This window comes from Citrobacter sp. C348 (assembly GCF_047467975.1).
Taxonomy (GTDB): domain Bacteria; phylum Pseudomonadota; class Gammaproteobacteria; order Enterobacterales; family Enterobacteriaceae; genus Citrobacter; species Citrobacter gillenii.
The window spans coordinates 19,505-43,033 of the sequence record NZ_JASJUJ010000010.1 but is presented as its reverse complement, the minus strand read 5'-3'; the positions used below and the strand labels follow the sequence as shown (position 1 = coordinate 43,033).

At 54.1% G+C, this 23,529-nt stretch carries 21 protein-coding genes and 1 pseudogene; 19 read left to right on the top strand and 3 right to left on the bottom strand.

The genetic code is table 11. The features are described from left to right. Positions 1 to 3 precede the first annotated feature (3 nt). The 5 genes from QNN86_RS17885 to QNN86_RS17865 all read left to right on the top strand — a co-directional run bounded on the left by QNN86_RS17885 (position 4) and on the right by QNN86_RS17865 (position 4,332). Positions 4 to 642, top strand: a complete 639-nt coding sequence (locus QNN86_RS17885) for a lysophospholipid acyltransferase family protein (protein ID WP_414212139.1) — start codon at positions 4 to 6, stop codon at positions 640 to 642. Next, entirely contained in the window at positions 635 to 2,395 is a 1,761-nt protein-coding gene (locus QNN86_RS17880) for a bifunctional alpha/beta hydrolase/class I SAM-dependent methyltransferase (protein WP_414212022.1), read from the top strand. Before QNN86_RS17885 ends, QNN86_RS17880 begins: the two co-directional genes overlap by 8 nt. Continuing rightward, the gene (locus QNN86_RS17875) at positions 2,346 to 3,689 is read left to right on the top strand and encodes a phosphatase PAP2/dual specificity phosphatase family protein (protein WP_414212020.1); all 1,344 of its coding nucleotides are present in this window, start codon (positions 2,346 to 2,348) and stop codon (positions 3,687 to 3,689) included. The genes QNN86_RS17880 and QNN86_RS17875 overlap by 50 nt, the downstream gene beginning before the upstream one ends. Further along, a complete protein-coding gene (locus QNN86_RS17870) occupies positions 3,665 to 4,066 on the top strand; it encodes a hypothetical protein (protein ID WP_279278042.1) in 402 nt (133 codons plus the stop codon). Before QNN86_RS17875 ends, QNN86_RS17870 begins: the two co-directional genes overlap by 25 nt. 74 nt (positions 4,067 to 4,140) lie before the next feature. After that, complete coding sequence (locus QNN86_RS17865; RefSeq protein ID WP_181617028.1) at positions 4,141 to 4,332, top strand: hypothetical protein; 192 nt, start codon at positions 4,141 to 4,143, stop codon at positions 4,330 to 4,332. A 50-nt stretch (positions 4,333 to 4,382) separates the two neighbouring features. On the opposite strand, the gene azoR is transcribed toward QNN86_RS17865, so the two are convergent. Next, positions 4,383 to 4,988 carry an FMN-dependent NADH-azoreductase gene (gene azoR, locus QNN86_RS17860; protein WP_181617027.1) on the bottom strand — a complete coding sequence of 202 codons (606 nt, stop codon included), beginning with the start codon at positions 4,986 to 4,988 and terminating at the stop codon, positions 4,383 to 4,385. Positions 4,989 to 5,189: 201 nt separating this feature from the next. Here azoR and hrpA point away from each other — a divergent pair, with 201 nt between their 5' ends. The 3 genes from hrpA (at position 5,190) to aldA (ending at position 11,609) form a co-directional block, all read left to right on the top strand. Then, positions 5,190 to 9,092, top strand: a complete 3,903-nt coding sequence (gene hrpA, locus QNN86_RS17855; protein ID WP_181617026.1) for an ATP-dependent RNA helicase HrpA — start codon at positions 5,190 to 5,192, stop codon at positions 9,090 to 9,092. A gap of 86 nt (positions 9,093 to 9,178) precedes the next feature. Then, positions 9,179 to 9,970 carry a YdcF family protein gene (locus QNN86_RS17850; protein WP_414212017.1) on the top strand — a complete coding sequence of 264 codons (792 nt, stop codon included), beginning with the start codon at positions 9,179 to 9,181 and terminating at the stop codon, positions 9,968 to 9,970. Positions 9,971 to 10,169: 199 nt separating this feature from the next. Next, positions 10,170 to 11,609 (top strand): aldehyde dehydrogenase, encoded by a 1,440-nt coding sequence (gene aldA / locus QNN86_RS17845; RefSeq protein ID WP_414212015.1) that lies wholly within the window; start codon positions 10,170 to 10,172, stop codon positions 11,607 to 11,609. A gap of 42 nt (positions 11,610 to 11,651) precedes the next feature. Here the strand turns inward: aldA and QNN86_RS17840 are convergent, their stop codons facing one another. Further along, positions 11,652 to 12,578, bottom strand: a complete 927-nt coding sequence (locus tag QNN86_RS17840) for an alpha/beta hydrolase (protein ID WP_414212013.1) — start codon at positions 12,576 to 12,578, stop codon at positions 11,652 to 11,654. A 118-nt stretch (positions 12,579 to 12,696) separates the two neighbouring features. Then, positions 12,697 to 13,587: an AraC family transcriptional regulator gene (locus QNN86_RS17835; protein WP_414212011.1), complete on the bottom strand. Its 891-nt coding sequence runs from the start codon at positions 13,585 to 13,587 to the stop codon at positions 12,697 to 12,699. A 241-nt stretch (positions 13,588 to 13,828) separates the two neighbouring features. On the opposite strand from QNN86_RS17835, the gene deoC reads away from it, so the two are divergent. The 11 genes and pseudogenes from deoC to QNN86_RS17780 all read left to right on the top strand — a co-directional run bounded on the left by deoC (position 13,829) and on the right by QNN86_RS17780 (position 23,208). Beyond that, positions 13,829 to 14,530 carry a deoxyribose-phosphate aldolase gene (gene deoC, locus QNN86_RS17830; RefSeq protein ID WP_414212009.1) on the top strand — a complete coding sequence of 234 codons (702 nt, stop codon included), beginning with the start codon at positions 13,829 to 13,831 and terminating at the stop codon, positions 14,528 to 14,530. Between the two features lie 71 nt (positions 14,531 to 14,601). Further along, on the top strand, positions 14,602 to 15,513 hold the full coding sequence (locus QNN86_RS17825) for a ribokinase (protein ID WP_181617021.1): 912 nt from the start codon (positions 14,602 to 14,604) through the stop codon (positions 15,511 to 15,513). A 29-nt stretch (positions 15,514 to 15,542) separates the two neighbouring features. Continuing rightward, the gene (gene rbsD, locus QNN86_RS17820; protein WP_181617020.1) at positions 15,543 to 16,043 is read left to right on the top strand and encodes a D-ribose pyranase; all 501 of its coding nucleotides are present in this window, start codon (positions 15,543 to 15,545) and stop codon (positions 16,041 to 16,043) included. 121 nt (positions 16,044 to 16,164) lie between these two features. Then, complete coding sequence (locus QNN86_RS17815) at positions 16,165 to 17,547, top strand: sugar porter family MFS transporter (RefSeq protein WP_279278047.1); 1,383 nt, start codon at positions 16,165 to 16,167, stop codon at positions 17,545 to 17,547. Positions 17,548 to 17,605: 58 nt separating this feature from the next. Beyond that, positions 17,606 to 18,736, top strand: coding sequence for a Gfo/Idh/MocA family protein (locus QNN86_RS17810; RefSeq protein WP_414212006.1), 1,131 nt, complete (start codon positions 17,606 to 17,608; stop codon positions 18,734 to 18,736). Next, positions 18,733 to 19,632: a sugar phosphate isomerase/epimerase family protein gene (locus QNN86_RS17805; RefSeq protein ID WP_182269766.1), complete on the top strand. Its 900-nt coding sequence runs from the start codon at positions 18,733 to 18,735 to the stop codon at positions 19,630 to 19,632. The genes QNN86_RS17810 and QNN86_RS17805 overlap by 4 nt, the downstream gene beginning before the upstream one ends. A gap of 161 nt (positions 19,633 to 19,793) precedes the next feature. Beyond that, positions 19,794 to 20,324 carry a cytochrome b561 gene (cybB, locus tag QNN86_RS17800; protein WP_181617016.1) on the top strand — a complete coding sequence of 177 codons (531 nt, stop codon included), beginning with the start codon at positions 19,794 to 19,796 and terminating at the stop codon, positions 20,322 to 20,324. Positions 20,325 to 20,394: 70 nt separating this feature from the next. Next, positions 20,395 to 21,120, top strand: a pseudogene (locus QNN86_RS17795) (mechanosensitive ion channel family protein); the annotation flags it as partial. After that, positions 21,117 to 21,275 carry a hypothetical protein gene (locus tag QNN86_RS17790; protein ID WP_414212004.1) on the top strand — a complete coding sequence of 53 codons (159 nt, stop codon included), beginning with the start codon at positions 21,117 to 21,119 and terminating at the stop codon, positions 21,273 to 21,275. The pseudogene QNN86_RS17795 and the gene QNN86_RS17790, both read left to right, overlap by 4 nt. A 248-nt stretch (positions 21,276 to 21,523) precedes the next feature. Further along, positions 21,524 to 21,943, top strand: a complete 420-nt coding sequence (locus tag QNN86_RS17785) for a translesion error-prone DNA polymerase V autoproteolytic subunit (protein WP_117342847.1) — start codon at positions 21,524 to 21,526, stop codon at positions 21,941 to 21,943. Between the two features lie 2 nt (positions 21,944 to 21,945). Continuing rightward, positions 21,946 to 23,208, top strand: a complete 1,263-nt coding sequence (locus tag QNN86_RS17780) for a Y-family DNA polymerase (RefSeq protein WP_181617015.1) — start codon at positions 21,946 to 21,948, stop codon at positions 23,206 to 23,208. Positions 23,209 to 23,529: the final 321 nt, after the last annotated feature.

Genomic DNA, 23,529 nt, shown 5'->3' with positions numbered 1-23,529 from the left:
ATGATCAACACATTTCTACGAACGCTGTTTACGCTGTGCATCGTCTGGCCGGTAATTTGGCTGTGGCTTGGGCTGCGCATCAGGCACCGGGATCGCTTGCCGCAGCAGGGGCCGGCGATTGTGGTCGCAAATCACAACAGTCATATGGATGTTTTTGCGCTGCTGTCGCTGTTTGCGCTGCGCCGTCAGGGGCGCATCCATCCGGTGGCGGCGGCCGACTATTTTCTGCGTAATAAGGGGATGGCCTGGTTTGCGCTGAATATTCTCAACATTATTCCGATTACGCGTAAGGGCGGCGAAGCTGACCCGCTGGCACAGTGTGAACAGGCCTTACGCGACGGCAAAATCTTGATCCTTTTCCCGGAAGGTACCCGCGGCGAACCGGGAATACTGGCACCACTTAAATCTGGCATCTGGCACCTCAGCCAGCGTATGCCGGAAGTGCCGATTATTCCCGTCTGGCTGCGCGGAACGGAGCACATAATGGCGAAGGGGAATCGTATTCCTCTGCCGCTGTTTATTGACGTCAACATTGGCAGACCGTTGGTCGTACAGAGCGATAAACGTGTTTTTATGGACGATCTCAGACAGCAACTGATGCTGCTACAGCAACAAACCACAGGACCGCACCCTCATGACTAACATTCGAGTGCCCGATGAACGTCCATTTTTGACCAGCGACAACACCGCGCTGTTTTTCCGCCACTGGCCGGCATTAGCAGCAGGTCCTGTGCCCAAAGTGATTGTCCTGTTTCATCGCGGACACGAACATTCCGGGCGTTTGCAACACATTGTCGATGAGCTGGCGATGCCGGACACCGCGTTCTATGCCTGGGATGCGCGCGGTCACGGGCAGTCGCCAGGACAGCGCGGGTATAGCCCGTCGCTGGCGCGTTCGGTGCAGGATGTCGACGAGTTCGTGCGTTTTGCTGCTGCTGACAGCCAGGCCGCAATGGAAGATGTGGTGGTGGTGGCGCAAAGCGTGGGTGCGGTGCTGGCAGCGACCTGGGCTCATGATTATGCGCCTTCCATTCGTGGGCTGGTGCTGGCGTCCCCGGCGTTCAAAGTCAAACTATACGTACCGTTTGCCCGTCCGGGGCTGGCGTTAATGCATCGCCTGCGCGGCCTGTTTTTCGTCAACTCCTACGTCAAGGGCAAATACCTGACGCACGATCCTGAGCGCGTGGCGAGTTTTAACCAGGATAAACAGATCACCCGGGCGATTGCGGTGAACATCCTGCTCGATCTCTATAACACGGCGGAGCGTATTGTCTGCGATGCCAGCGCCATTACTCTGCCTGTGCAGCTGTTGGTTTCCGGGGATGATTTTGTGGTCCATCGCCAGCCGCAAATTGATTTTTACCAACGCCTGAGAAGCCAACTCAAGGAACTGCACGTGTTGCCGGGCTTTTATCACGACACACTGGGTGAAAAAGACCGGCATCTGGCGTTCGACAAAATGCGTGATTTTATCGACACGCTGTACGCGATGCCGCCGCAGCGCTTTGATTACCGTAATGAAGACCGCTGGAGCCCCGGAGCAGATAGCTGGCGGCTGCTTAGCGGCGGACCTGCGCCGTATTCACTTGATGATATTGCTTACCGTGGCCTGCGCTATGGCATGAAATTACTCGGGACGCAATCAACGGGCGTGCGTCTGGGGTTTGAGACCGGTTTTGATTCGGGCAGTACGCTGGATTACGTCTATCGCAACCAGCCTCAGGGCAGCAGCGCGCTGGGTCGGCTGATTGACAAAAACTACCTGAACAGCGTGGGTTGGAAGGGGATCCGCCAGCGCAAGGTTCATTTGCAGATGCTGATCCGCCAGGCGGTGGCGCAATTGGCAGAGCAGGGAACCGCAGTACATGTGGTGGATATCGCTGCCGGACACGGGCGCTACGTGCTTGATGCGCTGGAGGGCGAAGCGGCGGTCAACTCGATTTTGCTGCGCGATTACAGCGAACTGAATGTTAAGAAAGGCAGTGAGATGATCGCCAGCCGCGGCATGGCTGAAATTGCCCGTTTCGAGCAGGGCGATGCCTTTAATCGAGAACAGCTGGCGTCGCTGGAACCGCGTCCCACATTAGGTATTGTTTCTGGGTTATATGAACTCTTCCCCGAAAACACGCTGGTACGTAATTCGCTCGCCGGGCTGGCCGACGCGATTGCGCCTGGGGGCGTGCTGATCTACACCGGACAGCCCTGGCATCCGCAGTTAAAAACCATCGCCTGGTCGTTGACCAGCCACAAAGACGGCAAAGCCTGGGTGATGCGCGTGCGTACGCAAGGGGAAATGGATGCGCTGGTGCGGGAAGCCGGGTTTGATAAATGCACCCAGCTGATTGATGAGTGGGGGATTTTCACTGTCTCAATGGCGGTGCGACGTGGGGCCTGAACGCCGTAAGGTGATGGTGCAGGCGGTAGGCTGGCTAATGCTGCTGGCGCCTTTTTTCTTCCTGACCTACGGCAAGGTCAATCAGTTTACGGCCTGGCAGGACGCGCAGTATGGCAATGTGGGCAGCATCGTGTTTGGCTGGGAGTCTGCCATTCCCTTTCTTCCGTGGACCATTCTGCCGTACTGGAGCCTGGATCTGTTTTACGGATTGTCGCTGTTTGTCTGTGCCACGCGCGTTGAACAGCGACGGCTGGTGCTGCGTCTGTTCCTGGCGTCGGTGATTGCCTGCGTCGGTTTTTTGCTGTTCCCGCTCCAGTTTAGCTTTACGCGCCCGGAGGTCAGCGGCGCGGCAGGCTGGCTGTTTGCCCAGCTTGAACAATTCGACTTGCCGTATAACCAGTCCCCGTCGCTGCATATTATCCTCTGCTGGCTGCTGTGGCGGCATTTCAGTCATCACCTCAGTGGGGGCTGGCGCAGGTTATGTGACGGTTGGTTCTTGCTGATCGCCGTGTCGGTACTCACCACCTGGCAGCATCATTTTATCGATATCATTACCGGGCTGGCGGCAGGCATGCTGATTGACTGGATGGTGCCGGAAAAACGTTGCTGGTGCTGGCGCAAACCGGATGCGGCGCGCTTAAGGCTGATGCGTCGTTATTTGTCGGGTGCCGCGTTATGCACTATTGCCAGCGTATGGCTAACGCCCTGGCTGCTGTGGCCTGCTGTATCGTTGCTGATGGTGAGCTATGGCTACGGCGGATTCGGCGCGGCGACCACGGGCAAAGATGAACAAGGGCGACTGCCGCCTGCCGTGTACGGGCTGACGCTGCCCTGGCGAGTAGGGATGTGGCTGTCGATGCGCGGATTTACCCGCCGTCTGCCACCGCTGAGCAACATTACCGCTGGCGTCTATCTCGGTAGTTTTCCACGCCGCATACCTGAACAAAACGCGGTACTTGACCTGACCTTTGAATTTGCGCGCGGGCATGCTACTTCCATGCGCGCCTACGCTTGCGTCCCGATGCTGGATCTGGTGATCCCGAGCGACGCCGAGTTACAACAGGCGGTAGACCGGCTGGAAACGCTACATAAAGAGCAGGGGACCGTACTGGTACACTGCGCGCTGGGGCTGTCGCGCAGTGCGATGGTGGTTGCGGCGTGGTTGTTGCAATGCGGCCATGTGGCAACCGTTGAGCAGGCGGTGGCGTATATTCGCGAACGTCGGGCGCAGGTGGTGCTGACGGATAAACATCTGGAGAGACTGCAGCAATGGCAACAGAAAGTGACGGTGTAACGAATAATGAAGCGCTGCACCGCGATTTGCTACGACACACGCTGGAAAGCTGGCGTTTCATCCTGCTTTTTAGCGTCCCACCCATGGTGTGGGCGATCGTTGTCGCACAGTCGGGGGGGCTACGTGCGGTTATCGCACTGTTGTGCGCCATTGTCTGGTTTGGCTGCTGGCGCCTGTGGCTTGATGCCCGCTACTTTTCGCTGCTCAATGTGCAAAACAACGTGCAGGCCGGAGAGGCACTCTTTGCCATCTGGCAGCGCGACAAGCTGAAGACGCTGAGCCTGACCGAGCGCCAGGCGGGGGCATTGGCGCAGTTTCGCCGTACGCTTTATTGGGTTGCTGCGCTGTGGGCGGCCTGGCTGATGATGCTGGTGTAGCAGCGCAATAGTTGCCACACCGCACGGTGTTGATGCTGATATATTTCCTCTCCTGTGTCTCCTGGAGTGAAATCATGTGGCTTCTCAAGTGGTATGTCTGGAATCGTTGGCTGTTCAAACTGTTAAGCCGGGATGTTGCGGAGCCTGAACAATTTTTGCGCCATTGCTGGGAAGAGAATCTGGCGAAATGTCGGGAGTATTCGATAATCTGGCGTGATATCAATCGTATTCACGGTAAGCAGATGCGGATGCGGGCAAATAAGTAACGTTGGCACGGGTTAAAAACCCTCCCACCGGGTGGTGAGAGGGTGAATTATCAGGCTGCGACGACGCTGTCGATAGCGGCTTTTGCGTCAGACTGTGCTTTGGTCGCCACTTCCGGCCCGTAAGCGATACCTTCTGCAAACACGAAGTTCACATCGGTGATGCCGATAAAGCCCAGGAAGGTCGACAGGTATGGGGTGACCAGGTCAGTTGGCGTATCTTTATGGATACCGCCACGGCTGGTGACAATAATCGCACGTTTACCGGTCACCAGACCTTCCGGCCCTTTCTCGGTATAACGGAAGGTTACGCCAGCACGCGCAATCAGGTCGAAATAGTTTTTCAACTGCGTCGGGATGTTGAAGTTATACATCGGCGCGGCGATCACAATCACGTCATGGGCTTTCAGCTCAGCAATCAGCTCATCAGACAGCGCCAGTGCTTCCTGTTGACGCGGCGTCAGCGGCGTATCGCTCGGGCGCATTGCACCTACCAGTTCGCCGTCCAGTACCGGCACAGGATTTGCCGCCAGGTCACGGATGGTGATGTCGTCAGCAGAGTGCTTTTCACGCCACTGTTCAACAAAATAATCAGACAACTGACCAGACTGAGAGTACCCTGCCAGAATACTGGATTTAAGAACTAATACCTTGCTCATGGGTGTTTCCTTTTATGTGTTTGAAGGGGATGTGCCCCGTTGCTTGTTGACACTTTATTCACAATCCTGCCGCAGTGATAGCGCAATATATCGAATCCTATGTTCGAAATTATTGAACAACACATGAAAAGCGCCAATGTGGTACTCTATACCTATCATCTTAAAGAGATTTAACCCGGCAGAGCACTGCCCTCTAACGCTATGACAGAACAACAAAAAATAACCTTCAATATGCTACAGCAGCAGCTGGAATCACTGATGCTGCGTGACAAACAGCGTTTCTCCCGCCGCCTGCACGGCGTGAAGAAGGTTAAAAATCCTGATGCACAACAGGCCATTTACCAGGAGATGGCAAAAGAGATTGAACAGGCTGCCGGTAAAGTTGTGCTGCGTGAAGCGGCGCGACCGGACATTACCTACCCGGAAAACTTGCCTGTTAGCCAGAAAAAACAAGACATCCTGGACGCGGTTCGCGACCATCAGGTGGTGATTGTTGCCGGGGAAACCGGCTCCGGTAAAACCACCCAGTTACCGAAAATCTGTATGGAGCTGGGGCGTGGGGTGAAGGGGCTTATCGGCCATACCCAGCCGCGTCGACTGGCGGCGCGTACCGTAGCTAACCGTATCGCCGAAGAGCTGCAAACTGAGCCGGGCGGCTGCATCGGGTATAAAGTGCGTTTCAGCGACCATGTTAGTGATAACACCATGGTTAAGCTGATGACGGACGGTATCCTGCTGGCGGAGATCCAGCAGGATCGCATGCTGATGCAGTACGACACCATCATCATCGATGAAGCCCACGAGCGCAGCCTGAACATCGATTTTCTGCTCGGCTATCTGAAAGAGCTGCTGCCGCGTCGCCCGGATCTGAAAGTCATTATCACCTCGGCGACCATCGACCCTGAGCGTTTTTCAAAGCATTTCAATAACGCACCGATTATCGAAGTCTCCGGTCGAACGTACCCGGTGGAAGTGCGCTATCGTCCGATTGTTGAAGATGCGGACGACACCGAGCGCGATCAGCTGCAGGCGATTTTTGACGCGGTGGATGAACTTGGACGTGAAAGCCAGGGCGATATTCTGATCTTCATGAGCGGCGAGCGTGAGATCCGCGACACCGCCGATGCGCTGAATAAGCTGGATTTACGCCACACCGAAGTGTTGCCGTTGTATGCGCGACTCTCCAACAGCGAGCAGAACCGCGTGTTCCAGTCGCACAGCGGACGCCGTATTGTGCTGGCGACCAACGTGGCGGAAACCTCACTGACCGTGCCGGGGATCAAATACGTCATTGACCCGGGTACCGCGCGTATCAGCCGCTATAGCTTCCGCACCAAAGTTCAGCGCTTGCCCATTGAACCGGTATCGCAGGCCTCCGCCAACCAGCGTAAAGGCCGCTGCGGACGCGTATCGGAAGGGATCTGTATTCGTCTGTATTCCGAAGACGACTTCCTTTCGCGCCCGGAATTTACCGATCCGGAAATTTTGCGTACCAACCTGGCCTCCGTCATTTTGCAAATGACCGCGCTGGGGCTGGGTGATATCGCCGCGTTCCCGTTCGTGGAAGCGCCGGATAAACGCAATATTCAGGACGGTGTGCGCCTGCTGGAAGAGCTGGGCGCAATCACCACTGATGAACAGCAAACCGCATATAAACTCACGCCGTTGGGCCGCCAGCTTAGCCAGTTGCCGGTGGACCCGCGTCTGGCTCGGATGGTGCTGGAAGCGCAGAAACATGGCTGCGTGCGTGAGGCGATGATCATTACCTCGGCGCTGTCCATTCAGGATCCGCGTGAACGTCCGATGGACAAACAGCAGGCGTCCGACGAAAAACACCGTCGATTCCACGACAAAGAGTCCGACTTCCTCGCCTTTGTGAATCTATGGAACTACCTTGGCGAGCAGCAAAAAGCGCTGTCGTCGAATCAGTTCCGCCGTCAGTGCAAGCTCGATTTCCTCAACTACCTGCGCGTGCGTGAATGGCAGGATGTATACACCCAGCTACGTCAGGTGGTGAAAGAGTTAGGGATCCCGGTTAACAGCGAACCCGCTGAGTATCGGGAGATCCACGTCGCGCTGCTGACCGGTTTACTGTCGCACATCGGGATGAAAGATGCCGATAAGCAGGAGTTTACCGGCGCGCGTAACGCCCGTTTCTCGATCTTCCCCGGCTCTGGATTGTTCAAAAAGCCGCCAAAGTGGACAATGGTGGCAGAACTGGTGGAAACCAGCCGGCTGTGGGGACGTATTGCCGCGCGCATCGACCCTGAGTGGGTGGAGCCGGTTGCCCAGCATTTGATCAAACGCGCGTACAGTGAACCGCACTGGGAGCGCGCGCAGGGCGCGGTGATGGCGACAGAAAAAGTCACCGTCTACGGGCTGCCGATTGTCGCTGCGCGTAAGGTCAACTACAGCCTGATAGACCCTGCGCTGTCGCGCGAACTGTTTATCCGTCACGCGCTGGTGGAAGGCGACTGGCAGACCCGCCATGCGTTTTTCCGCGACAACCTGAAGCTGCGGGCGGAAGTGGAAGAGTTAGAACACAAATCACGCCGCCGCGATATCCTGGTCGATGATGAAACGCTGTTTGAATTTTACGACCAGCGCATCAGCCATGATGTGGTTTCTGCCCGCCATTTTGATAGCTGGTGGAAGAAGGTCAGCCGTGAAACGCCGGATCTGCTCAACTTTGAAAAGAGCATGCTCATCAAAGAAGGTGCGGAAAAAATCAGCAAGCTGGATTACCCGAACTTCTGGCATCAGGGCAATCTCAAGTTACGCCTGAGCTATCAGTTTGAACCCGGCGCTGACGCCGACGGTGTCACCGTACATATTCCGCTGCCGCTGTTAAACCAGGTCGAAGAATCTGGGTTTGAATGGCAAATTCCGGGACTGCGTCGCGAACTGGTGATCGCCTTGATTAAATCACTGCCGAAGCCGGTGCGACGCAACTTTGTGCCCGCGCCAAACTACGCGGAAGCGTTTTTAGGTCGTGTAACGCCGCTGGAACTGCCGTTGCTGGACTCGCTGGAGCGCGAACTGCGTCGGATGACGGGCGTTACCGTTGACCGTGACGACTGGCACTGGGATCAGGTGCCCGATCACCTGAAAATCACCTTCCGGGTGGTGGATGATAAAAACAAGAAGCTGCAGGAAGGTCGTTCGCTGCAGGCGTTGAAAGACGCGCTGAAAGGCAAAGTTCAGGAGACGCTGTCAGCGGTGGCGGATGACGGCATCGAACAGAGTGGGCTGCACATCTGGAGCTTCGGTCAGTTGCCGGAAAGCTACGAGCAAAAACGCGGTAACTATAAAGTCAAAGCGTGGCCCGCGCTGGTGGATGAACGCGACAGCGTGGCTATCAAGTTGTTTGATAATCCGCTGGAACAACAGCAGGCTATGTGGAGCGGGTTACGCCGTCTGCTGCTGCTAAATATTCCGTCACCTATCAAGTATCTGCACGAGAAGTTGCCGAACAAAGCAAAGCTGGGTCTGTACTTTAACCCGTATGGCAAAGTGCTGGATTTGATTGACGACTGTATCTCCTGCGGTGTGGATCGGCTGATCGACGCCAACGGCGGGCCGGTATGGACGGAAGAAGGTTTTGCGGCGCTGCACGAAAAAGTGCGCGCCGAACTGAACGATACCGTGGTGGAGATTGCTAAGCAGGTCGAACAGATCCTGACGGCGGTGTTCAATATCAACAAACGGCTGAAAGGCCGCGTGGATATGACCATGGCGCTGGGGCTTTCGGATATCAAAGCGCAAATGAGCGGGCTGGTTTATCGCGGGTTCGTCACCGGCAACGGCTTTAAGCGTCTGGGTGATACCCTGCGTTATTTGCAGGCTATCGAGAAACGCCTGGAGAAACTGGCTATCGATCCGCACCGCGATCGCGCGCAGATGCTGAAAGTGGACAGCGTGCAGCAGGCCTGGCAGCAGTGGTTCAATAAACTGCCGCCCGCGCGTCGCGAAGATGACGATGTCAAAGAAATTCGCTGGATGATAGAAGAACTGCGCGTCAGCTACTTTGCCCAGCAACTTGGTACGCCGTATCCGATTTCGGATAAACGTATCCTGCAGGCAATGGATCAGATCACGGGTTAGCGCGTGGTGGGGCTGTAGGCCGGATCAGGCGACATCGCCATCCGGCATCTGTATCCGGTAAAGAATAAACACCAGGAGTCATGAATATGAGACAGTTTCCGCCGCTTTCCGCCGCCACCCTTGCGGCGATTAACACCGTGGGGCAATGGCTGGCGCAGAGTGATTTTGCTGAAAATATCACGGTTCAGGTCGATTGCGTGATTCTGGCCGGGAACGCGGTGATCCCGACCATCGACGCGGCCTGTCGGATAGCGAAAGAACAACAGGTTCCGTTGCTGATTAGCGGCGGTATCGGTCATTCCACGCCCTTCCTGTATGCCGCTATCGCGCAGCACCCACGCTATAACACCATTCGCACTACCGGGCGTGCGGAATCGGCAATCCTTGCCGATATCGCGCACCAGTTCTGGCACATTCCCGGTGAGACGATTTGGGTGGAGGACCAATCCACCAACTGTGGGGAGAATGCCCGCTTTAGCTGTGCGTTACTGCGTCAGGCAACCCAGTCCATGGGAACCGTAATTGTGGTGCAGGACCCCACCATGCAGCGCCGCACCATGGCGACATTTGAGCGCGTAACGCGTGACGATCCGCAGGCGCCGCGCTGGCTCAGCTTCCCCGGTTTTGTCCCTGAATTAACCGCGCAGGGCGACGGCGTGGATTTCGCGCCAGCCGCTGAAGGTCTGTGGTCGGTGGATCGCTACCTGTCTCTGATTACCGGTGAGCTTCCGCGTCTGCGCGATGATGAAACCGGCTATGGACCCCGCGGTCGCGATTTTATTACGCATGTGGATATTCCGCCGACCGTCGAACAAGCATGGGCATCTCTTCAACGTGATACCGCGCTGATTGACTTCCTGAACAGTCGTTCTCTGTAATCTCTGCTGCCCGTTTGTCGCTTTTTTTATGCAAACGGGCATTCATCCCACCGGTTTTTTCTCGTTATCACGACGTTGCCTGACGCTTTTATGAAGCGGCTCACAGAACCACCATCGCAGTGGCAATGTGTTATGCATGATTGATATTAATTAACAATAGTTTTACTTGTTAAAAACAAATCAATCACAGGAGCAGCGCATGTCAGTACCCGTACAACATCCTATGTATATCGATGGGCAGTTTGTGACCTGGCACGATGACGCCTGGATTGATGTCGTCAATCCGGCGACGGAAGAGGTCATTTCCCGTATTCCTGATGGCCGTGCTGAGGATGCGCGCAAAGCGATTGACGCAGCGCATCGCGCCCAGCCTGAGTGGGAGGCGCTGCCCGCCATTGAACGCGCCAGCTGGCTACGCAAGATTTCCGCAGGGATCCGTGAGCGCGCCGGTGAAATCAGCGCACTGATCGTGGCAGAAGGCGGCAAAATCCAGCAACTGGCGGAGGTCGAAGTCGCGTTTACCGCCGACTATATCGATTACATGGCGGAGTGGGCGCGGCGTTACGAAGGTGAGATCCTGCAAAGCGATCGCCCGGGCGAGAACATCCTGCTGTTTAAACGCGCGCTGGGTGTGACCACGGGGATTCTGCCGTGGAACTTCCCGTTTTTCCTGATCGCCCGTAAGCTGGCACCCGCTTTGCTGACCGGGAATACCATTGTCATTAAGCCGAGTGAGTTTACGCCGAACAACGCCATCGCTTTTGCCAAAATTGTTGATGACATCGGTCTGCCGCGCGGGGTGTTTAACCTGGTGCTCGGACGGGGCGAAACGGTGGGTCAGGAGCTGGCCGGGAACCCGAAAGTGGCGATGGTCAGCATGACCGGCAGCGTAGTGGCCGGTGAGAAAATTATGGCGGCCGCGGCGAAAAATATCACCAAAGTGTGTCTGGAGCTGGGCGGTAAAGCTCCGGCTATCGTGATGGATGATGCGGATCTCGAGCTGGCGGTGAAGGCGATTGTCGACTCCCGCGTGATTAATACCGGGCAGGTATGTAACTGCGCCGAACGTGTGTACGTCCAGAAAGGGATTTACGATCAGTTTGTTAATCGTCTGGGTGAGGCGATGAAAACCGTGCAATTTGGTAATCCGGCGGAACGTAACGATATCGCGATGGGGCCGCTGATTAACGCCGCCGCGCGGGAGCGCGTGGAGCAGAAAGTCGCGCGTGCGGTGCAGGAAGGTGCCCGCGTGGTGCTGGGGGGCAAAGTGGTTGAGGGTAAGGGCTATTACTACCCGCCAACGTTATTGCTGGATGTGCGCCAGGAGATGGCGATTATGCACGAAGAGACATTTGGTCCGGTACTGCCAGTGGTGTCGTTTGACGCGCTGGATGAGGCGATTGCGATGGCTAACGACAGCGACTACGGTCTGACCTCATCGATTTACACGCAAAACCTGAATACGGCGATGAAGGCGATTAAAGGGCTGAAGTTTGGCGAAACCTATATCAATCGTGAAAACTTCGAGGCGATGCAGGGCTTCCACGCGGGCTGGCGCAAGTCCGGTATCGGCGGGGCAGACGGCAAGCACGGTCTGAACGAGTACCTGCAAACGCAGGTGGTTTATCTGCAATCCTGATATTTTTGCCGGGTTGGTTTAGCGATCTACCCGGCATAATCATTACACCTTGCTGGCTATCCAGTTCATCATCATCTCCGGCCAGATGGCCAGCGGCAGTCCTTGCGCATCGCGAATACCAAACCCGTGCTTACCCCGTTCAAACAGATGCATTTCAACCGGTACGCCAAGCTTGCGCAGCGCTGTAAACATGACCAGGCTGTTCTCAACTTTAACTGCCGGATCGTCAATCGCATGCAGCAGGAAGGCGGGCGGCGTGGTGTCATCCGCTCTTTCTTCCAGAGAATAGTGGTGAATGTCATGCTCTGCGGGTGCAGCGCCAACCAGTTCAAGACGAGATCCCGGATGGGCGACACCTTCCCGCAGGCTAATCACCGGATAAACCAGCGCCATGAAAGCAGGGCGAGTGGGCAGTTCATCAATGCTATCCATCGGCGCATACACCGACTCTGCAAAGCGGGTTCCCAGGCTGGCGGCGACGTGCCCCCCGGAGGAAAACCCCAGTACGCCGAGACGGAGCGGATCGATTTTCCACTGCTGCGCGTTGGCGCGAATGTAGCGGATGGCGCGCTGGGCATCGGCCAGCGGTGCGTTTGATGCTTCCTCGTGACCGTCTCCCGGCATGCGATAGGTCATCACAAACAGGGTATAGCCACGCGCGGTAAAGAACGGTGCCAGCGCGCTACCTTCTTTATCCATCACAACGCGACGATAAGAACCGCCAGGGGTGACCAGGATCCCCACGCCGTTCGGTTTGGCGGGAGCGTAGACGGTAATTTCAGGGGCGCGAATGCCGGTTACCGCGCGGTCGTAGTCTGACGTTCCGGTGTGCCGGGGTTCAGGCGTAAATACCGCATCGCTATTTTTTGCTCCGGGGGCTTCGCCCTGCGGCCATATCGGGTAGGTGGTCGCGTGGGCAACGGCTTGCGCCATCATATTCTCTAATGTTTCACGGCTCAGTGCTTCCATTACTTCGCTCCCTCAGTGGCAAAGGGTAGCTATAACATAATTAATACATTGAAAACGGGGAGCGATTCACAACGTCTTGAATTCGCGAGAAATAAAAGGGGTAAGGTGCTGTATTACGTTATTTCATGTCATTCTTGGACACGTGGGCACCCTCCAGCTGTTCCTGTTTGCGAAACGCACTGGGCGACAGACCTACCGCACGATGAAAATCCCGTGAAAAATGCAGCGGATCGTTGTATCCCACCTGAACCGCAATTCGGCTGATACTCTCCTGGGTTTCCACCAGCAAGCGTCGCGCCTGGGACAGACGATAATTCTTCAGCCATTTGAGCGGGCTTTGATTAAACGTCGCCTGGAACAAGCGAAAAAGCTGCGACTTACTCACCTGACAATAATGCATAAACTTTTCGATATCCCACTCATCGTTGTAATGGCTGTGGATTTGGTACAGCAGTTTGCCCAGCCCCCGATGGGTGATCACCTGTGACTGCGCGGCGTCGTGGCTCCGGTTTTCCAGCAGGGTAAAAATCAGCTGGCTGCACAGCATATCGCAGTAAGCGTCGGTTACCAGGGTATAGCTGTTCATACGCGCAAAAATATGGTGATAAATCTCAACAACTTTTTCGGGATGCGAAAACTGGAATACGGGGCGCTGAGGGACATCCATTATCTGCATGATATTATTCAATTTTGATCCCTCTATTCGCAGCCAGAGGATCTCCCAGGGGGCGTCTTTATCGGGGAAATGCTCGTGCGGCCAGCGTACTGGCAGCCAGGCCAGATGCCCCTGACTTACTGGATATAACCGATCCTCAATACGAATAAAACCTGCACCGCGCAGGCAAAAGATCAGCTCATGGCCGACGACCGACTGGCGATGAACGCGGAAATCTGCGGCCGTATCTATATGGCCGGCGCGTAAAATTCGATAGTTAATCAAAGGTGAAAACTCATCGGAACCACGATACCAGTTGGCAATTACGCGGGTCCGTTGTTTTTGCGTGGACATGGTTGGCCCTTGGTATGGTGTTTTTGATGCGTTCACTGTACTCACCATGGTGGCATTTTTTCCCGGCCAGCACGCCCTTCACATGAACAATTTTTGAACTCACTCACATTTCCATTGACATGAAAATTTCATCCATGTTTCAGGGAATCCTGCCCATCACGCTTACGGTCAGTCCCGGCTAAAGTAACGTCATCTTCACTGTGTTCTTACAAATATTTTACTTACCACACAGGAGCTGTCCATGATTGATTTTAACGACCCGCGTCAGGTAGCAAAGGCGATTCAGTACACCAACGTCAACCCGGATTTGACGCGTGCAGGGGTGATTCAACATCTGGAAACCTGCATGCAGTATCAGTTTGATGCCGCCATGATTGCACCTTGCTGGGTGGCCCTTGCAAAAGAGATGCTGAAAGGAAGCGGCGTGCGCGTGGCGACGACCGTTAATTTCCCGATGGCTAACGATACGACGGCAATGAAAGTGGCGGTGGTGCGCGAACTGGCGAAGCAGGGTGCGAATGAGTTCGACTTCCCGCCGAACCCAGGCTATTTGTTGGGCGGCCAGGACGATCTCTATTTTGAAGAGTTGAAAACCGTGACCCATGTGGCCCATGACCTCGGTATGAAAGTGAAAGCCATGCTGGAGTTTGGATTTATTACCGAAGAGGCATTGAAAATCAAAGCAACACGCTATGCTTTCGAAGCCGGTATTGACTGGGTGAAGCAGTCCAGCGGTTGGGGTAAGGGGGGGGGTGAAGCGACGGTAGAAGATGTCCAGCTTCTCAAAGCCCATATTCAGTTACCGTGTCGGGTAAAAGTATCCGGTAAGGTCAATACCCTGGAAAAAATGAAAACGATGTTTGAAGCTGGTGCTGAACTGGTCGGCACCAGTTCCGGACCTGAACTGGTAAAAGGTCTGACAGGGGATATTAACGCTTATTAACGTATGGCCGTCGCAGCCTGGCCGCGACGGCGCATTGTTATGCCATTGTCAGGTGAAAAGGAGAATGACTGATGAGTATTTTTATCCTTGGTAGCTATGCCAAAGCGCTGGTCATGACGGCTGAACGTATTCCGCTGGCGGGCGAGACATTAATCGGCACCGACTTCCGCCAGACCTGGGGTGGGAAGGGGTCGGATATGGCTGTACAGGCGGCCCGACTCGGAGCCCACGTGGCCTATGCAGGCGTGGTCGGCGACGATACGTTTGGCCATGAATTCGTCGCGTTAATGCGTGAAGAAGGCGTCAATATTGAGGCGCTGACCTTAACGCCCGAGCTGCCCACCGGCGCTGGATTGATCATTAAAGATAATCAGGCCCGTAACGTGATCGTCGTGGATATGGGGGCCAATAAGCTGTTCACTCCGGCGCGGGTGGACGAAGCGCAAGCGCAAATGGCGCAGAGCAATGTTGTGCTGGCGCAGCTGGAGATCCCGCTAGAAACCGCACTCTATGGCCTGACGCTCGCCAAACAGCTTGGAAAGATTACCATTCTGAATCCGGCGCCCGCCTGTGACCTGCGCGGCGTGAATCTTTGCCATATCGATTACCTGACGCCGAATGAAACCGAAGCGCGCGTCGCACTAGGACTGGCGCCGGACGATGGGCGCAATAACCGTGAAATTGCCGATCTGCTGTTGGAAACCGGCTGCCACTATGTGGTGATGACGCTGGGGGATGCCGGTAGCGCGGTGTTTAGCCGTACCGACACACTGGAAATTCCGTCCTGCAAGGTCGACGTGGTGGACAGTAACGGCGCGGGTGACAGCTTCAACGCCGGGCTGGCAGTCGCATTAAGCGAAGGTCAATCTGTTGAGAAAGCCGCGCATTTCGCCAATGCCACCGCCGCACTGTGCTGCTGTGACTGGGAAACGGTCCCCTCCTACAAAACACGCAAAGATGTTGAAGATTTTCTCGGTTGCTAATTATAAAAATTCCATTCGGAGAGATAACAATGAGACCTGAACGTATCTTACATCCTCAACTGGCTGCAGCGCTGTCTACCCTGGGCCATACCGACATTATTCTGGTGACCGATGCCGGTTTCCCGATCCCGGCGAACGCGAACCGTATTGATCTTGGTTTTTGGCCAGGTATCCCGGACGTGACGGATATTCTGCGCGTCCTGCGCCAGGAGGTTTTTGTCGAAGATATTCAGTTCGCGCGCGAAGTGCGCGACTGTAACCCGGATCTGTACCATCAGGTACAGGATATTTATACCGGTTCCGGCGCGGACTTTAGCGAAGCCAGCCATGAAAGGCTGTGCAACGAGATTGCCCACCAGGCCAAAGTGATTATCCGTTCGGGATCGTTTAACCCGTGGGCAAATTTCGCGTTGGTGGCCAGTACCGATCCCTTCGCCTGGTTTTCCGAGGGTTCAAACGTGCAGCCGCTACCCGCCTATGTGACACGTCGTCAGCGGATTAAAGAAAATTACGTACCACAACTCAAATAATGTGGCGGCTGTTGCGTTTCGCAACAGCCTGGTCATTCGCGGATTATTGCAGACACACGACAAGGCGATATGGGTAATGTTCGCTCCTCATTAAGCCCGTATGCTGGTAAGGATTGTGACGATGAAATATCCATTTTATTTGTACTTTAGCTGCTGTACGGCTATTTTCGGCGGGATCATGTTTGGCTTTGATATCGCGATTATTGCCGGTGCTATTCCTTTTATTCAGACTTACTTTAACTGGAGTGAACTCCAGCTTGGCTGGGGCGTCAGCTCATTATTAGTTGGCTGTATTATTGGTTCGTTCAGCTCGGGGTATGTCACCAATAAATTTGGCCGCAAACGTGTTTTAATTATTTCTGCCATTATTTTTGGTCTTTCCTGTGTAGGCACCGGCATCGCCACCAATGAAACCACATTTATCCTGAACCGCTTGCTGGGTGGGATTAGCGTGGGGGCGATTTCGGTTTTGTCGCCGATGTATGTCGCGGAAATGGCTCCGGCCTCCATGCGTGGGCGGATGACTGCGATATATCAACTGTGCATCATGCTGGGTATTTTACTTTCCTATCTGACGAACTATTTTCTTAAGGATCTGGAAAATAACTGGCGGTTGATGTTTATTTCAGGCGTTGTCCCGGCGGTCGTATTCTTTGTGGGGCTGCTGTTTATCCCCGAGAGCCCACGCTGGCTTACCCTGAAAGGCCAAAAGCAAAAAGCGCTGGTCATATTGCAACGTTTTTATTCTGCTGCTGAAGCGCAAAAAATGACCGCAGATGTGGAGACAAACCTCGCGGCCCATCATGCTGCTCAGTCCAGCGCGCTGTTTGATAGCGACGCACGCAGTAGCATTATGCTGGGCCTGATTCTGGCTGTGCTGGTGCAGTTGATCGGCTGTAATGCGGCCCTCGATTATGCGCCGAAAATTATGATGGCTGCCGGGTTCTCAATAAGCTCCGCGCTCTATTTCAATATCTTTATGGGCATCATTAACCTGACCGCCACCGTGATTGGCGTGGTGTTAATTGATCGAGTAGGGCGTCGTCCGCTTTATCTCTATGGCTCGTTGATTATGGGCGTGTCGCTGTTTTTCCTCGGTTTCTCGTTCCATCATGCTTTGCCTGCGGGGGTGACGCTGTTCTTTTTGTTCTCGTATATCGCCTGTTTCTCTGCCTGTATCGGCCCGGTTTTCTGGACGCTGGTTTCGGAGATGTTTCCTAACGCGATCCGCAGCAAAGCGGTGGCGCTGGTCTCCTTTACCCAGTGGATCTTTAATTTCCTGGTGGTCTGGCTGTTCCCTTTTACGCTCGCCACCTTTGGCGGTAACAACACGTTCTATTTCTTCGCCGTGATGTGCTTGATCCAACTCATTATCACCAAACGGATGCTGCCGGAAACCAAAGGCAAATCGCTGGAAGAAATTGAACAATTCTGGTTGCAAAAACAGCGGGGTGCTGCACCACAGAGAGAGCGTTCGGTGGTGAAAGGCCGTGCGCTGCACTAAACAACATCGGCGAGGTTGATCCTCGCCGCCAACGCATCTCATCATCAACGGGGGCATCATGGATTCGTTAGAACGCATATTAGAACAGGCGACGCGTCCGACGTTACCACAGAGAAAAGATTATAGAATCGGTATTATCGGGGCCGGCTTTATCGTTGAGCACTGCCATCTGGTGGCGTATCAGAAAGCCGGTTTTACGACCTACGGTATCACTTCGTTGGATACCACCCACAGCCAGCGCCTGTCCGACATGTTTGCCATCCCGAAAGTGTATGCCTCCTGGCAGGAGATGGTGTGCGATCCACAGATTGAGATTATTGATATCGCTGTACCGCCGCATATTCAGTTAGAGATCGTGCGCTTTGTCTGCGCTAAAGATTCCCCGGCGAAAAACGTGAAAGCCATTCTTTGTCAGAAACCGCTGGCGATGTCGCTGGAGGCCGGGCGTGAAATCGTGCGCCTGAGTCAACAGAGCGGTATTCCCATCGCAGTGAACTCCAATATGCGCTATGACCCGTCAATGCGGGCGCTGAAGTACATTCTCGATAACCAACTCATCGGCACGCCGGTGATTGCCAGTATTGATATGCGCGCTATCCCCGACTGGCAGCACTTCCTGCAGCAATACAAAAAGCTCGAGCTGTATGCGATGGCGATCCATCATATCGATGCCTTCCGCTTTTTATTTGGTCATCCGTTAAAAGTGACCGCTGTATGCCGCACTGACCCGCGTACGACTTTTGAACATACCGATGGTATTACGCAATACACTTTCCAGTATGCCAATGGCCTAATCGCGACCAGCCTGGATGATGTCTGGGCCTGGCCGGGGGAACCCTGTGCCAAAAACAACTACATCAACTGGCGTGTGGAAGGCACCGATGGGCTGGCAGAAGGCGATTTCGGCTGGCACCGCCGACCGCCGGAGTATTGCGGCAGTACGTTGAAACTTGCATCGCGCGACTACCCGGATCGTTGGGTGATGCCACAATGGGAACGCCAGTGGTTCCCGGATGCGTTTATCGGCACCATGGCGAACCTGATGTGCGCCCTGGAAAACGGCGTCGAACCGGACATCAGCGCGAAAGATAACCTGGGCACGCTGGCCTGTATTGAAGCCTGTTATCTCTCAATACAGGAAGAACGAACGGTTTATCTCAATGAAATCCTTCAGGAGAAGACAAAATGATTAACGTCGGCATCTTTACCGGTTATTACCCTTACACGCTGGAAGAGACCATCGCGAAGATTAAGCAGGCGGGCATGGGCTGCGTACAGCTCGATCTTGAATTCACGGATATTGATCTCAGCCGTGGGAGGATCACCAAACAGAAAGCGCATCAAGTGCGCGACGCGTTTCGTCAGGCAAATCTGCCCATTGTTGCCATTTCGGCTTATACCAATCTGCTGCACCCTGATCCGGTAAAACGCGCGGAGAACATCGCGGCGGTAAAAGAGATCCTCGCGCACGCGCGGGATTTTGGTACGCCGTATGTGATCAGCGAAACCGGCACCTATAACGTCGACAGCGACTGGCTATACGATCCCCAAAACAGCACCGAAGAGGCGTATCAGGAATTTAAAACCATCGCCCGGGAGCTGGCGACCTTTGCATGGGAACATGGGGCGGTTTTCCTGGTGGAAAACTACGTCAACAACATCATCGGTTCGGTAAGCCAGGTTGCGCGGTTGATGCGCGATGTTGAACATCCAGGGCTTGGGCTGGCGCTGGACCCCACCAACTATTTCGACGACAAAAACATCGATGCTATCGATGAAACACTGCACAGCATCTTCAACGTGCTTGACGGTAAAATTAAAATTGCCCACGCCAAGGACTGCAAAAAAACAGAGGTGGTTATTGAGAAATTTGGCGATGGCGCAGCGGAGCATAACAGCTTCCGTGGGGCAGGTTCAGTGGAACTGCCGGCTGCCGGCCTCGGGTCACTCAACTATCTGCTGTATGTGGAACTGCTCGCTAAAAACCATCCGAATATTCCGCTGATTATTGAACATGTGGATGAGTTGGATATTCCGCGCGCCAAGAATTTTGTTGATGACGCACTGATGGTGACCGGGACGTAATGCTTCATCTGCAACCGGTATTCCGCTGTACTGGCGGGGTACCGGCACTCGTTGTTTTTTACGGTTAAACGTAACTGACTGAGAATGAGTGAACAAAGTTAATGAATTTTTAACAAAAGCTGGTTATGTTGGCGCATTATTGTTTTTACTCAGGAAGCGTTATGGGGAATAAGTATTCAGGCCTGCAAATTGGCATCCACTGGCTGGTCTTTTTGTTGGTGATTGTGGCCTACAGTGCCATGGAATTTCGCGGATTTTTCCCGCGCAGCTATCGTCCTGGATTCAACATGGTGCACGTTTCCTGCGGTATCTCGATTTTAGTGCTGATGGTGACGCGTCTGCTGGTCAGGCTGAAATATCCAACCCCGCCGATTGTGCCAAAACCGAAGCCGATGATGACCGGCATGGCGCATCTGGGGCACCTGGTTATCTATCTGTTGTTCATCGTTCTGCCGATGATTGGTCTGGTGATGATGTATAACCGGGGAAATCCGTGGATTGCCTTTGGTATCGTTATGCCGCATGCGGCAGAAGCCAATTTTGAGGTTGTGGATATGCTGAAGTCCTGGCATGTGACGCTGGCAAATCTGGGCTATTTTGTTATTGGCCTGCATGCCGCAGCCGCCCTGATGCATCACTATTTCTGGAAAGATAATACGCTGCTACGCATGATGCCGCGCAAGCGTTCGTAACGTCGATAGCCAACGCCCCGCATTATGCGGGGCGTTTGTTTTGGGCCACTTATTTTTGGATGCTCTGCACTTGGGGGCGACGCGTAAGCTGATTTCCGTAGTGGTGTGGTTGTTCGCCCTTTCAGCAGCCTATCCCTTCCTTCCAGGCGCCGATTCACTGGCGTTCAAAGGGATTAGCGTGTTCTTTGGTTTGATGCTGACACTCGGGTCGGCAGGGGTAATGAATCATGCCATGAGCGGGTTGGTGCTGATCTACTCCCGCGCCCTACGTAAAGGTGACATTATTCGCGTTGCGGATAACGAAGGACTGGTGAGCGAGATAGGCATGCTCGCTACCAAAATCATTACCCGTGAAAATTACGTCGTCACGGTGCCGAACGCGGTGGTGGTCAGCGGCAAAATTACCAATCTCAGCGCACAAAACTCGGGGGGCGGTATCAATCTGACTGTCGGTGTCACCATCGGTTATGACACCCCCTGGCGGCAGGTGCATGCCATGCTGGAACTGGCTGCCAAGCGGGCAAAAGGAATCGATCTATCCCAGCCGCCGCTTGTGCGCCAGTTGGCATTAATGGACTGGTATGTCTCTTATGAATTGCAGGTCAGGTTACTACCGGGGCAGTCATTGGCTGAGGCGCGCAACGCGTTGTACAGCCATATTCAGGATGTGTTCAACGAATTTAGCGTACAGATCATGTCGCCGAATTTTGTGTTGCAACCCGATGATGCGGTGAGGGTGCCGAAAGAAAACTGGTATGCCGCGCCTGCCATTCCGCCGGAAGGAACCGCGCCATGAAAAAAACCTCCCTTTTGCTGCTGATTTTCTGCGGACAAGCGCACGCCGTTGGCCCGATCGTTCCTGAAGATGGGATGCTGGATATGAGCCGCTATCTGCAAGAAAACCGGTACGGCTTTTTACCCATCCCTGTGGTTTGCCAGCGTGAATCATAGCGATCAGTTTTACATAAAATTGGCACGTCCTGGGGCTGACGGTTATTTTCCCCAGGGTGGTGTGGGTTGGCTGAAAAAAACGTCAACATTTGGGCCTCCCGAAATAATTTACAAAACCGATATTTTTAACAGCAACCCATACTTACACGTGAGGTGGTTAAGCAATAAACAGCGCTCGTCTTCCCATCACTTGATTGCATGCCTCATTACAACTACTGTATATAAAAACAGTATGTGAGGGATGCGTCATGATGTTGTACAGACCTTCAGAACCGCGCGAGGCGATCGCGCTACCCCTTTTCAGTGATGTTGTCGCGTGCGGGTTCCCCAGCCCGGCACAGGACTATGTGGAGCAGCGTATTGATCTGAATGCCTTGTTGATCAAGCACCCCAGCGCGACCTACTTTGTGAAAGCGGCGGGCGATTCAATGGTTGATGCCGGGATCAATGAGGGCGATCTGTTGATTGTTGACAGCGCCAGAACCGCCGCTCACGGGGATATTGTGATTGCCGCGGTGGACGGTGAGTTTACAGTAAAGTGTCTCCAGCTCAGACCTACCGTGCAGCTTAATCCGATGAACCGCGCCTGGTCACCGATTCGGATCAGCAGTGAAGATACGCTCGATATCTTTGGTGTTGTGACGTTTATCGTCAAATCGACGGGGTGAGTATGTTTGCGCTCTGTGATGTAAATGCATTCTATGCCAGCTGTGAGACCGTGTTTCGCCCGGATTTGAAAGGCCGCCCGGTGGTGGTGCTATCGAATAACGACGGCTGCGTCATTGCCCGCAGCGCCGAAGCCAAAGGGCTGGTAACAATGGGTGCACCTTATTTCAAACAGAAAGAAATTTTCCGCCGGCATGGGATTGTTACCTTCAGTAGCAACTATGAACTGTACGCCGATATGAGCCAGCGGGTGATGACCACCCTGGAAGAGATCGCGCCACGGGTGGAGATCTACTCAATTGATGAGGCGTTTTGTGATCTCTCTGGGGTCATGAATTGCTGCAATTTGGCGGCGTTTGGACGTGAAATTCGACACACGCTACACAAGCGCACACATCTGCTCGTCGGCGTAGGTATTGCGCCCACCAAAACCCTCGCGAAGCTGGCGAACCATGCGGCCAAAAAGTGGCAACAGCAGACGGGCGGAGTGGTGGACCTCTCGAACAGGGAACGCCAGCGTAAGCTGATGGCGGCGCTTCCGGTCGATGATGTTTGGGGCGTTGGTCGCCGTACCAGCAAGAAACTCGACGCGATGGGTATCAAGAGTGCGCTGGATCTGGCGGATACCCACACTGACGTTATCCGCAAGCATTTCAGCGTGGTACTGGAGCGTACCGTACGTGAACTACGCGGTGAACCCTGCCTGGGGTTTGAAGAGTTTGCAGCGGTGAAGCAGGAAATCATCTGCTCAAGATCGTTTGGTGAGAGGCTCACGGATTACAATGCCATGCGGGAGGCGATTTGCGCCTATGCCGCGCGTGCAGCAGAAAAATTGCGCGGGGAACACCAGTATTGTCAGTTTATCTCTGCGTTTATTAAAACCAGTCCATTTGCCCTGAATGAACCTTATTATGCTAATAGCGCGTCGACCAAATTGCTGATCCCCACCCAGGATAGTCGGGATATTATCAATGCGGCAACACGCTGCCTGGACGTTATCTGGCGAGACGGGCTGCGCTATCAAAAAGCGGGCGTGATGCTGGGGGATTTTTTCAGTTCAGGCGTGGCGCAGTTGAATCTGTTTGAGGACAATGGCCCTCGACGCAACAGCGCGGAGTTGATGACCGTGGTGGACAGGCTCAATAAAGAAGGGCGCGGAACGCTCTGGTTTGCCGGGCAGGGAATAGAACAGCAGTGGCAAATGAAACGAGAAATGCTATCCCCACGATATACCACGCGTTTTTCGGATCTGCTACTGGTATTTTAATTGATTGATTAGTAAATGGAATTAATGCTATTTAAGTGATAGGCGAGTTGCCCCGGGTACTCTACGAAACTACGATGAACAGTTGTCTGCCGGTTCTCTCGTTGAAATTAGCCGCTTTTATCTCCTAAACTTAAAGTCAGACTCATCGGGGCGCTAGTTTATAGAAAGTCTACTACGAGAAAATATCCAAGGTGTTTTGGATGCGGTCGAAGTGTTGAACTCGTTAGAGTATTATAAAAATACGAAATTAGTGTTAATTATTACTCTGCTAACCGACCTATAATCTATAATAGAAAGTGAAAAAACAAATTAGCCTACTCG